Source organism: Flavobacterium sp. (assembly GCF_044341265.1).
Classification (GTDB): Bacteria; Bacteroidota; Bacteroidia; order Flavobacteriales; family Flavobacteriaceae; genus Flavobacterium.
In genome coordinates this window covers 1-11,968 of the sequence record NZ_JBIISA010000002.1, presented here as the reverse complement: position 1 = coordinate 11,968, position 11,968 = coordinate 1, and the positions used below count along the sequence as shown (strand labels likewise).

The following is an 11,968-nucleotide window of genomic DNA, read 5'->3' as shown; positions in this document are numbered from 1 at the left end:
GTTTAATCTGTGAAAATCTGTGGCATAAATTAACACAATACCTTTTAAACGTTTAAACTTCTAAACTCTTAAACATAAAAATGAAATCTATAAAAATAGCAGGCGTTCCTGAACATTTCAATCTTCCTTGGCATTTGTGTATTGAAAATGGCGAATTTGAAGCCGTTGGAATCGATTTACAATGGACTGATGTTCCTGAAGGTACGGGTAAAATGTGTCAAATGCTGCGCGATGGTGAAACTGATATTGCTGTAATTTTATCAGAAGGAATTGTAAAAGATATCAATGCAGGAAATCCTTCTAAAATAGTGCAAGTTTACGTTGAAAGTCCTTTAATTTGGGGAATTCATGTGGCTGCTAACTCCAATTTTAAAACGCTTTCTGATTTAGAAAATAAAAAAGTGGCTATTTCTAGATTAGGTTCTGGTTCACAATTAATGGCTTATGTAAATGCCAATAATCAAGGTTGGAATACCGAAAACCTGCAATTTGAAATTGTAAATACCATTGATGGCGCTGTTCAAAGCTTAACCAAAGGCGAATCCGATTATTTCATGTGGGAACGTTTTATGACCAAACCCCTTGTAGATAAAGGAATTTTCAGAAGAATTGACGATTGCCCTACTCCATGGCCATGTTTTGTAATTGCGGTTCGTGAAGAAATTTTGAAAAAACATCCTAATGCTATTGCTCAAATTCTTGAAATCATTAACATTACAACTCAAGAGTTCAAAGAAATTCCGAGTATTGATAGAACATTGGCCACAAAATACCATCAAAAAATAGATGATATTCAAGAATGGTTGCGTTTAACAGAATGGTCACAAAAGCCATTATCTGAAAAAATGTTAAACAAAATTCAAAATCAATTATTTGACCTCAAAATTATAGAGAAAAAAGGTACTTTTGCTGAACTTGTAAAAGCCATCTAGCTTTTTGCAAATTCTTAAAATGATAGAAAAAACAAAACTTTATTATTTGTACTTAAAAGACAAACTTACGGTAAAAAAACCGTGGGATATGGTAATTATTTTTGTTTTGAATGTACTTATAACCATTCCAATTTTTATTATTTTACATCAAAATATTATTGAATTTGAATGGTCTTTACACATCGATAGAATACTTTTTTTTATAATCCTATTAGTTTTAATACAACTTGTATTAAGAGCCATGAGGAGAATTACATTGATAAGCATTTTTCTTTATTTAATCGCATTAATCTATGGAACTTTATTTGGAAGTTATGGTTTTCAAAAAGTTTATGAAGATTACCAATCAATGCTTTATACTATGAGCTATAATCCTTATCCTCAGGATATAATTATAGATCGATTACTTCCTTTTCCAAATAAATCAAAAGTTACAAACGCTATAGATTATACTAATCCTAAAGTAAGAAATTTTTCTTTAATGGCAGTAAACAAACATTTTAAAGATATAAAAGGTTACAATGATTATTTTACAATCATTCAGTGTTTTTCTGTCTTTAAAGAAATTAATCGAAATTGGAATTACGTAAGCGACCCAAAAGGTAGAGAATATATTGCAAGTGCTAGTGAGTCTGTAAAGTATTTGTCTGGCGATTGTGATGATCACTCTATTTTAATGGCGGCTTGTATTCGTTCTATTGGTGGAATACCAAGACTTATTCACACTGACGGACATATTTATCCTGAAATATTAATTGGAAATAAAGTCGATTTAGAAACCATCAATTATTTGGTGAAAAAAGTGCTTTTTCCTGAAGAAAGTAAAGGAAAATCATTGCATTACCATATTGATGAGCGTGGTAATATTTGGCTGAATTTAGATTATACAGCTAAATATCCTGGTGGACCATTCATGAATGAAGAAATTTTGAGTGCACTTACTTTAAATTAATTTTTCAAACCACATCAAATAAAATAGTATATTAGCTATTTAAAATCAGAATTATATGAAAAAAATAATAGGTTTATTCTTGTTAGGAACTTTGTTTGTTTCTGCACAAGAAAGTAGTCCTTTTGACAATAAAAAAAATGAATTTCGTGTCGATGTGCTATCAGCTATAGCTTACGGAAAGCTAAGTTTTAGTTATGAACGTTTTCTTGGAAAGGATTTTTCAGTTGGAGTAAATACTAATTTTTCTAATAGTCAAAAAATAGAAGATGATTTTAATGATGGTTTTAGAAATAACTTACCCAAGTATGAAATCAATCCATATGTGAGATATGCTTTGTCAAAAAGTAAATCACGTTATTATTTTGCTGAAATTTTTGCTTCTGCTAATGGTGGCGATTTTAAAGAAATTATAAGAGATACAGATTCAAATGGAAATGGGTTTTACACCATAAAAAAATCAAAATATACCGATTTTGGACTTGGAGGTAGTTTAGGATACAAAATGTACTTTAAAGAATCTTGGGCTCTAGAGTTCTTGGTTGGTTTCGGTTCTAACTTGACAAAAAGAGAACAAAGTCCAGATGTAATATCACGAGTTGGAATTAATTTAGGTTATAGATTTTAAAAAAAATAAGATATGAAGAGATTAAAAATAATAACACTACTAATTTTATTTGTCACAACATTTAATTCTTGTGATACAAATGATGATGATTTTTATAATACAGAATATATTTCTATACCAAATTTAGTTTCAATTCAAACGCAAACTAATTATAATGTTGGCGATTATCTTTATGTAAATTCCTATATCAATCGCCTTTTAGCTGAACCTAATCAAACAAATTTATTGGATATTAGAAAAACTACAAACAATGCTCCTTCATTTGCATTTAGCTATTTATTAGAAAAAAAAGTGGGTAATGATTGGATATTAGTTGATGCAAGCACTCCAAATATAGATTTAGATTTGGGTAAATTTGTAACAGGTGGTTTTTATAATGCCACAGCAGAATTTAATATTGCAAATGATCGATATGAATTTTTATGTGGAATAAAATTACCTTCTTCTGGACAATACAGAATAAGTTTTGGCTACAATAGTTCTTCAACAAGTCAAGTTGAAATACGTTCCAACAGTAGTTCTGAAAGTATATCACTCACCATTTTTTCTAATGTAAGTAATTTAGATTCCGAAGGTTATTATAACTTTACAGTAAATTAAAATAGTAAATCCATCCTAAGTGATGGATTTTTTTTACCATTCAATTTCTTTAAAGTTTTTACTTTTTAAAAATGAATTTGTTGCACTAAAATGTTTATTTCCAAACCAGAAACCTCTATTTGCACTCAACGGAGATGGATGTCCTGTTTCTAAAACAAAATGTTTATTTCTATCAATTTTTGCTCCTTTCTTTTTTGCAAATCCGCCCCATAAAAGAAAAACAACTTGCTCTTTTTCATCAGAAATCTTTTTAATTACGGCATCAGTAAACTCTTCCCAACCTTTTTTTTGATGGCTACCTGCTTCACTTTCTCTGACTGTTAAGGTAGCGTTTAGCAAAAGTACTCCTTGCCTAGCCCATCTTTCAAGATTTCCTGAAATTGGAATTGGTAATTTCAAATCTTGTTCAATTTCTTTAAAAATATTAATTAGTGATGGAGGAAAAGTTACGCCATCGTTTACAGAAAAACATAAACCGTTAGCTTGACCAAATCCGTGATATGGATCTTGTCCTATTATTACAACTTTTACATTATCAAATGGACAATAATCGAAAGCTGAAAATATTAGATTATCATTAGGAAAACATGTGTGATTTGCATATTCACTTTTAACAAATTCAACTAAATTGACAAAATAGCTCTTATCGAACTCCTCTTTCAATTTTTCCTTCCATGACGGATTAATTTCAATCAACATATCTTAATTTTTTACCAAAAATATAAAAATCTATTGCAATATGCTTGTCAACATTCGTAACTTTGAATTCACAAAATATTAGAATGATTTCTATCACCAATAAAACGCTTCAAGATTTAGAATTTGACACTATATTAAATACTATATCAGAGCGATGTAATACCGAATTAGGCAAAATAAAAGCCCTTGAAATTACTCCATTTAAAGAGAAAAATCTTTTAATGGATAATTTGTTGCAAACCTCTGAGTACGTTTCCTCCTACTCAAATAATAATGCTATTCCAAATCATGGTTTTGATTCTATAAATAACGAGTTGAAGTTTTTAGCCATTGATGGAAGTCAATTAGAAGTTTCTGGATTTAGAAAAATAGCAACGGTTTCAGAAACCGCAAATACTTTGATTTTATTTTTCAAGAAATTTCAAGAGTATTATCCTAAACTGAATGAGAAAGCTAGTCAAATACAAGTTACTAAAGAAATTGTAAAATACATTGATGAAGTTATTGATAAACACGGAGAAGTAAGAGATAATGCTTCGCCTGATTTATTGAATATTCGTCGTGACATGAATGTTGTTCGTGGAAAAGTCAATCAAAGTTTTGGCATGGCAATGAGCCAATATAATTCTTTGGGATATTTGGATGACATCAAAGAAAGTTTTGTCGAAAACAGAAGAGTTTTAGCTGTTTTAGCAATGTATAGAAGAAAAGTGAAAGGTTCTATTTTAGGAAGTTCTAAAACAGGAAGTATTGCCTACATTGAGCCAGAAGCTACCTTAAAATATTCAAGAGAGTTGAACAACTTAGAATATGAAGAGAAAGAAGAAGTTACACGAATTTTGAAACAACTTACCAATGATATTCGTCCGTTTCATGAATTAATTGTTAGTTATCAAGAGTTTTTGAGTGATGTTGATGTTATTGCTGCAAAAGCTAAGTATGCCAATAAAATCAATGGAATTCTACCAAATATTTCGGATAAAAAACGTTTGTATTTTAGAGATGCTTTGCATCCTATTCTTTATTTGAATAACAAATTAAAAAATGAGATAACACATCCACAAACAATTGAATTGAATCCTGAAAGTACCATTATAGTTATTTCTGGACCAAATGCAGGAGGAAAAACAATTTCACTTAAAACGGTAGGATTACTTCAATTAATGCTACAAAGTGGTATATTAATTCCAGTTCATGAACGTAGCGAAACCTTTCTTTTTGATAGAATTTTGACCGATATTGGAGATAATCAATCTATTGAAAATCATTTAAGTACCTACAGTTACCGTTTAAAAAACATGAACTACTTTTTGAAAAAATGTAATTCTAAAACGTTATTTTTAATTGACGAATTTGGTACTGGTTCCGATCCTGATTTGGGTGGCGCTTTGGCAGAAGTTTTCTTGGAAGAGTTTTATCACAGAGAAGCTTTTGGTATTATTACAACGCATTATACTAATTTAAAAATATTAGCAAATGAATTACCAAATGCCACAAATGCTAATATGCTATTTGATGAAAGGACACTAGAACCAATGTATAAATTACATTTAGGACAAGCCGGAAGTTCTTTTACTTTTGAAGTAGCACAGAAAAATGGAATTCCATTTGGATTAATAAACAGAGCCAAAAAGAAAATTGAAGGTGGGAAAGTACGATTTGACAAAACTATTGCAACTTTGCAAAAAGAGCGTTCTAAAATGGAAAAAACTTCTTTAAATTTGAAAGAAGAAGAATCTAAAGCTCGTGAAGAAAGCAAAAAAATGGAATCTATTAATGCTAAGATAAAAGATAAATTAGAACGCTACCAAGAATTGTATGATGCCAATCAGCGATTGATTTATATGGGACAAAAGATTGATGAAATTTCTTCAAATTATTTTAACAATAAAGATAAAAAAACACTTATTGGTGAATTTTTAAAAGTAGTAGAAATTGAAAATTCCAAACGAAAAAAAGCAACAGCTAAAGAGTTAAAGGAAAAAGAAGTTATTCAAAAAAAGGTTGCAGAAGAGGTTAAAGTTAAAGTTGAGGAGATTCGACAAGAAAAGAAAGAGAAAAAATTAAAATTAAAAGAAGTTCCAGAAAAACCAAAAGTTGTACTTAAAATTGGTGACCGAGTTAGAATGTTTGATGGCAAAGCAGTTGGAACACTTGATGGTATTGAAAAAAACAAAGCAACTGTAAATTATGGAGTATTTACTTCAAAAGTCAGTTTGGATGCTTTAGAATTTGTTGAAAGACCTAAATAATTATGGAAGAATTACCAAAAGATAAAAAAATCATTCTTTTTGATGGTATATGCAATTTGTGTGATGCCACAGTTCAGTATGTAATAAAAAAGGATGTTAAAGACACTTTTAGATTTGTCGCTATTCAATCTGAACTTGGACAAAAAATTATTGATTACATTAAGGTTGATACTTCACAAACGGATAGTATTATTCTTTATATTCCAGGAAAGGCTTATTATGTTAAAGCTGATGCCGCTTTTAATATTGCAAAAGATTTAGGAGGATTAATCAGTTTAACTAGTTATCTATCTATACTTCCAAATTTTTTAAAAAACTTCGGATATGATTTTGTTGCCAAAAATAGATACAAATGGTATGGAAAAAAAGATAGCTGCATGATGCCATCTCCTGAGTTAAAATCTAAATTTCTCTAGTATGATATTTGTCATATTTCAATAAGTTTATTTAAAATACTTTTGTGTATCCTAAACAATTGAAATCATGAACAACTTATTGTTACCTCTTTATTCTCATGATAATGGAACTTTCATTATGATTGGAGTCTTTGCTTTAGTTATAATTGGATTAGTTGGAGCCGTTTTCCTTATGATGGGAAGTGATAAAAAGAAAAAAGACTAAGCAAATGCTTAGTCTTTTTTTATTTAGTAAAGAATAGTAATTATTCTTTTATTACTTTTTTAGTAACCGTACCTTCTGAAGTAACAACTTTCAATAAATAAACTCCTGAAGCTAAGTCAGCTATATTAATTTGAGCTTCTGTTCCGTTTAAAGATGTATTTCTGACTACTCTTCCATTAATGTCAGATATACTAATATTGTTTAAAGCATATGTACTATTTATATTCAATACATCATTAACTGGATTAGGATATAAATTTATAGTAACCAAAGAATCTGTAGTGAAAGTTTCAGTATTTAATAAGGTATCAGTATTTGATGCTTTTACTAACAGATTATCCATAATTACAGATCCAGCTGCAGTATTTGGAATAGCTGTAGTATTTCCAGAAAAACCAACAAAGTCAATTTCTGCAGGATCAGATCCAGCAGAACTACCTGCAACTCCTGCACCAGCAGGAGCTAATCCTGGAGCTTTAATGATTACTTGACCTGTTGTTTTATTATAAGAAATACCAACTCTACTAAATACATCGGCAGGTAATTGTATTCCTGGTGCAGCGGCTAAACTGTAAGTATAACTTCCAACAGGATTTCCAGCTGGTGTAGAATAAGCAACTAAAAATAATTCTCTTGTAGCAGCTTTCACAACTACTCCAGCAAGAACTCTATCTCCAGCAGCATTATAAATGTATACACCAATATTATTTCTGCTTAATGTTGTTCCAGCACCAGGATTGATATCAACTTCTAATTCGATGATGTCATTTCCAGTTGTTCGGGCTGTCCATAATGCAGGAAAACCATCTTTCCACATAAAACGTGATCCTTTGTCTCCGTTTGGACCAGTAATTTGAAGACCTAAACTAGCATTTCCGCCAGCTACAATTTGAGCATTTGTAACACCAGCATTTGTACTAGTTGTTGGAGCAGTTCCATTGGTTGCAAACAGAAAATAACTGCCTTGACCAGCAGTTGTACCTGTAATTTCAGTAGAAACATCTCCAGCTACCAAAGAGTTAAAATTTTCAGTAACTAATGTTTGCGCAGTAGTAGCAAACGACGCTCCCATAAATAAGTAAAGTAAAGTTTTTTTCATAAAAATAATTTAAAGTTTTTTTTTCGATCTCAAATTTAGTTATTAATTTTTAAATTTTTAACTTTTTAACTTTCTTTTTCCCATTTTCCTACAACTGAAGTTGCTAAAGCATTACCTAAAACATTAGTTGCACTTCTAAACATATCACAGAAATGGTCAATCGGAAGAATTAAAGCAATACCTTCTATTGGTATATCAAACATTCCACAAGTAGCAGCAACTACCACTAAACTTGCTCTTGGAACACCAGCAATTCCTTTACTAGTTAGCATTAAAACCAAAAGCATTGTCATTTGTGTCCCTAAATCTAATGGGACACCATAAGCTTGTGCAATGAAAATACTAGCAAAAGTCATATACATCATACTACCATCAAGATTAAATGAATAACCTAAAGGCAACATGAATGAAACTATTTTATCTTTTACTCCAAATCGTTCCAATTCCTCTGTCAATTTTGGAAAAACGGCTTCACTGCTTGTGGTTCCAAAGGCAATTATTAATGGACTAAGAATTCTTTTAAGTAAAGTTGTCATATGTCCTTTTAAAAATAAGTATCCTACAAGTAGAAGAACTATCCAAAGAGAAGAAATTCCAACTAAAAATGAACCGAAAAATTTGGCATAAGTCAACAACAATTCTTGCAAATCTCTAATGGCAAAAACTCCTGCAATGGCGCCAAATACTCCAATTGGAGCAAATTTCATTACATAATTTACCATTTTCAAAATGATGTGTGAAATAACATCTAAAACTTTCACAACAGGTTTTGCGTGATCACCAATAGATGCAGCAGCTAATCCGAAAAAAATTGAAAAAATTACAATCTGTAATATTTCATTGGTTGCTAGTGCTTCAAAAATACTTTTGGGAATAATATGTTCTACAAAATTTTGCGCAGAAAAACTTTTAGTTTTATCAGTAACTTCAGCAGCAGTAGAAACATCAACATCGGTCAAATTCAAACCAACTCCAGGTTGAAGAATATTTACCCAAAACAAACCTATCAATAACGAAATAAAAGAAGCAGTAAAAAACCATCCCATGGCTTTACCTCCTATTCTACCAACCGATTTTATATCACCCAACTTGGCAATTCCAACAACCAAAGTTGTAATTACTAACGGCGCAATAATCATTTGAACTAATCTAATGAAAATGGTTGCTAACATTTTAATTTTATCACTAAAATTCTTTGCAAATTCAGTGTCAAAATTGTTATGAATATATATTCCGAGAATAGCTCCAAGAACCATTGCTATTAAAATTTGAACTGTTAGATTACTAAAAAATGATTTTTTTTGTTCTATTTGTGATGTCATTATTTTGTTTGATAAATTTTGTTTATTAAATAAAAATCGGCCAATACGATAGCAGCCATTGCTTCCACAATTGGAACCGCTCTTGGCACAACACAAGGGTCATGACGACCTTTACCTTGTTGCTCAATTATTTCATTTTGATTAGTCAACACTTCTTGCTTTTGAATTAAAGTTGCCACTGGTTTAAAAGCAACTCTGAAATAGATATCCATTCCATTAGAAATTCCGCCTTGAATTCCACCAGAAAGATTTGATTTTGTAGTTCCGTCTTCGTTATACAAATCGTTATGTTCGCTACCTTTCATTTTGGCTCCGCAAAAACCGCTTCCAAATTCAAATCCTTTTACAGCATTTATGGATAGCATAGCTTTTCCTAATTCAGCGTGAAGCTTATCAAATACTGGTTCACCTAAACCGATAGGAACATTTTGAATAACACAAGTTATAGTTCCGCCAACTGTATCACCTTGTTTTTTTATATCTTTTATGTAAGCTTCCATTTTTTCGGCTGAAGCTAGGTCTGGACAACGAACAGCATTGGTTTCAGTTAAAGAAAAATCTAAATCCTGATAAGGTTTATCAATAAAAATTTCACCAACCGATGAAACAAAAGCATTGATTTTAATATCTTTTAAAACTTGTTTAGCAATAGCTCCAGCAACTACTCTACTTGCAGTTTCTCTCGCTGAACTTCTTCCACCACCACGATAATCACGAATTCCATATTTTTTTTCGTAAACATAATCGGCATGACTTGGTCGATAAGAATCTTTTATGTGCGAATAATCATCCGATTTTTGATTGGTATTTGGAATGATAAAACCAATTGGAGTTCCAGTTGTTTTTCCTTCAAATAAACCAGATAATAATTGAACTTCATCTTCTTCTTTACGTTGTGTAACGATAGTAGATTGTCCTGGTTTACGTCGTTGCATTTCTTTTTGAATAGCTTCAATATCCAACTCAATTCCTGCAGGACATCCATCAATTATTCCTCCGAGTGCATCTCCATGAGATTCTCCAAAAGTCGTAATCCTAAAAAGTGTTCCGTAGCTATTTCCAGCCATTTTTAATAGTTTTGAACAAATATAGTTGAATTGTTTAAAGTTTAAAAGTTTACAGTTTAATTTTAAATAAGAATTCTATTTGTAAAATGATTTTTACATTTGATAAGTGTTAAAATAATTTTTATTAATTTAGCAAAAAACAAATTAATTGTATATGAAAACTAAATTTTTAATTCCATCATTGTTACTGATTTTTTTAACTTCTTGCTCAAGCGATAATGACAATAATACTGATGATGGAAATGAAGTACCAACTGGATTTATGCCTTTAAAAAACAATAATTATTGGACGTATGATGTTGATAGTGATTTAAGTAGTTCTACTAACCCATTAACAAGAGATTCAATATATGTTTCTGGTGATACATTAATAAATTCAGTAACTTATAAAAAAATTAAATCCTTAACAATTCCTACAGGTTTTTTCAGTTCGACTTTGAGAAATAATGGAATAAAAATTGACGGTAGCAAATTACTTATGACTGGGAATTTTAGTTTTGATTTTGGCTTAACAACTCCTATTAATCTTGGAGTTACAGATTTTATTTTCTTTAAAGAAAATGCTATTGTTGGTCAAGTTTTAAGTACTGCTTCAGGTACAATTAATCAAACAGTTCAATCGTTTCCTCTAACAATTGATTATACTTTGAAATCTGTATATAATGGTGGTCAAGCTACTTACGTTTTCCCAAATGGAGATGATTATTCAGATATCAAAAAGACAAAAATTATTTTAAACTTAAAAATCACTACCGTTCAAACTATTTCTGGCATTTCATTTCCTATAACAATAATGAACGCACAAGATGTAATCGTATCTGATCAATATTATAGTAAGAATGTTGGAATGATTTATACTAGTACTGTTTTGAATTATCAACTTAATAGTATTCCAAATGTAACTTTACCAATTCCTTCGACTTTCAATCAAACTCAAACAGAGAGTATAAAATCGTTTCTTATAAACTAAGATATTTTTTTAATATTATTCTAAGTGACAAATTTGGTATTCTAAATTTGTCACTTTTTTTTATCATACTACCAATGACTTAACTGGTATAAACTTGCTTTTAATATATTTTAACAACTAGCGGCACAATAATTGACAATATAAGGTTGTTATAATATAAACTTTAAATAACAATTTTATGAAGAAAGTAATTCTATCAGCGATGATGTTAATTGGATTAGCATTTACTGCACAAGCACAAGACATTTCAAAAAACGCATTAGGTTTGCGACTTGGAGACAACGATGGGTTTGGTGGTGAAATATCCTATCAAAGAGGTTTGTCTAAAAACAATCGTTTAGAACTTGATTTGGGTTTTAGAAACAGTAATAATGTAGACGCATTTAAACTAACAGGAATTTATCAATGGGTTTGGAATATTGATGGTGGCTTTAACTGGTACGCTGGTGTTGGTGGAGGTTTAGGAAGTTGGAGCTATGATTATAGAGCTAATGGAACTCAATTCAAAGACAATGGAACCTTTGTTTTTGTTGCTGGTGATTTAGGTATTGAATATAACTTTAAAGAAGTGCCTATTCAATTATCTTTAGACATTAGACCTGAACTTTATTTTAACTCTGATAATTATCGTGAAGATAATTTTGGTCCAGATTTAGCTTTAGGAATTAGATACAAATTCTAATAAAAAAATCCCGATTTTTCAAGAGGGCACTGAAAAACATCGTTTATTTTGATTAGCACCGTTTTTTAGAGAATAAAAAAACGCTTATAGTAGGATTTTATACATCCGTTATAAGCGTTTTACTTTTTGCAACTGTTTTTTATTGTA

13 protein-coding genes are annotated in these 11,968 nt (G+C 30.4%); 9 read left to right on the top strand and 4 right to left on the bottom strand.

Features of this window, described 5'->3' with window-relative positions; genetic code table 11:
- The first annotated feature begins 80 nt into the window (after positions 1 to 80).
- From ACIQ06_RS01170 to ACIQ06_RS01155, 4 genes are read left to right on the top strand one after another with little or no spacing between them, the layout of a single operon-like run.
- The gene (locus ACIQ06_RS01170) at positions 81 to 932 is read left to right on the top strand and encodes a substrate-binding domain-containing protein (protein ID WP_396143185.1); all 852 of its coding nucleotides are present in this window, start codon (positions 81 to 83) and stop codon (positions 930 to 932) included.
- Between the two features lie 19 nt (positions 933 to 951).
- Entirely contained in the window at positions 952 to 1,884 is a 933-nt protein-coding gene (locus ACIQ06_RS01165; RefSeq protein WP_396143183.1) for a transglutaminase, read from the top strand.
- Positions 1,885 to 1,939: 55 nt separating this feature from the next.
- Entirely contained in the window at positions 1,940 to 2,509 is a 570-nt protein-coding gene (locus ACIQ06_RS01160; RefSeq protein WP_396143181.1) for a DUF3575 domain-containing protein, read from the top strand.
- 12 nt (positions 2,510 to 2,521) lie between these two features.
- On the top strand, positions 2,522 to 3,109 hold the full coding sequence (locus ACIQ06_RS01155) for a hypothetical protein (RefSeq protein WP_396143178.1): 588 nt from the start codon (positions 2,522 to 2,524) through the stop codon (positions 3,107 to 3,109).
- Positions 3,110 to 3,142: 33 nt separating this feature from the next.
- Here the strand turns inward: ACIQ06_RS01155 and ung are convergent, their stop codons facing one another.
- Positions 3,143 to 3,808, bottom strand: coding sequence for a uracil-DNA glycosylase (ung, locus tag ACIQ06_RS01150; RefSeq protein ID WP_396143176.1), 666 nt, complete (start codon positions 3,806 to 3,808; stop codon positions 3,143 to 3,145).
- A gap of 83 nt (positions 3,809 to 3,891) precedes the next feature.
- Here ung and ACIQ06_RS01145 point away from each other — a divergent pair, with 83 nt between their 5' ends.
- From ACIQ06_RS01145 to ACIQ06_RS01135, 3 genes are all read left to right on the top strand, one after another.
- The gene (locus ACIQ06_RS01145; protein WP_396143173.1) at positions 3,892 to 6,060 is read left to right on the top strand and encodes a DNA mismatch repair protein MutS; all 2,169 of its coding nucleotides are present in this window, start codon (positions 3,892 to 3,894) and stop codon (positions 6,058 to 6,060) included.
- Between the two features lie 2 nt (positions 6,061 to 6,062).
- Entirely contained in the window at positions 6,063 to 6,476 is a 414-nt protein-coding gene (locus ACIQ06_RS01140; protein WP_396143171.1) for a thiol-disulfide oxidoreductase DCC family protein, read from the top strand.
- Between the two features lie 67 nt (positions 6,477 to 6,543).
- Positions 6,544 to 6,681: a hypothetical protein gene (locus ACIQ06_RS01135; protein ID WP_298304004.1), complete on the top strand. Its 138-nt coding sequence runs from the start codon at positions 6,544 to 6,546 to the stop codon at positions 6,679 to 6,681.
- A gap of 40 nt (positions 6,682 to 6,721) precedes the next feature.
- Here the strand turns inward: ACIQ06_RS01135 and ACIQ06_RS01130 are convergent, their stop codons facing one another.
- The 3 genes from ACIQ06_RS01130 to aroC form a co-directional block, all read right to left on the bottom strand.
- Complete coding sequence (locus ACIQ06_RS01130) at positions 6,722 to 7,780, bottom strand: T9SS type A sorting domain-containing protein (RefSeq protein WP_396143168.1); 1,059 nt, start codon at positions 7,778 to 7,780, stop codon at positions 6,722 to 6,724.
- Between the two features lie 65 nt (positions 7,781 to 7,845).
- Positions 7,846 to 9,102 carry a dicarboxylate/amino acid:cation symporter gene (locus ACIQ06_RS01125; protein WP_396143166.1) on the bottom strand — a complete coding sequence of 419 codons (1,257 nt, stop codon included), beginning with the start codon at positions 9,100 to 9,102 and terminating at the stop codon, positions 7,846 to 7,848.
- On the bottom strand, positions 9,102 to 10,169 hold the full coding sequence (gene aroC, locus ACIQ06_RS01120) for a chorismate synthase (protein ID WP_396143163.1): 1,068 nt from the start codon (positions 10,167 to 10,169) through the stop codon (positions 9,102 to 9,104). Before aroC ends, ACIQ06_RS01125 begins: the two co-directional genes overlap by 1 nt.
- A gap of 154 nt (positions 10,170 to 10,323) precedes the next feature.
- On the opposite strand from aroC, the gene ACIQ06_RS01115 reads away from it, so the two are divergent.
- Complete coding sequence (locus ACIQ06_RS01115; RefSeq protein WP_396143161.1) at positions 10,324 to 11,139, top strand: hypothetical protein; 816 nt, start codon at positions 10,324 to 10,326, stop codon at positions 11,137 to 11,139.
- A 178-nt stretch (positions 11,140 to 11,317) separates the two neighbouring features.
- Positions 11,318 to 11,821, top strand: coding sequence for a hypothetical protein (locus ACIQ06_RS01110; protein ID WP_396143159.1), 504 nt, complete (start codon positions 11,318 to 11,320; stop codon positions 11,819 to 11,821).
- The last annotated feature ends 147 nt before the right edge of the window (positions 11,822 to 11,968 follow it).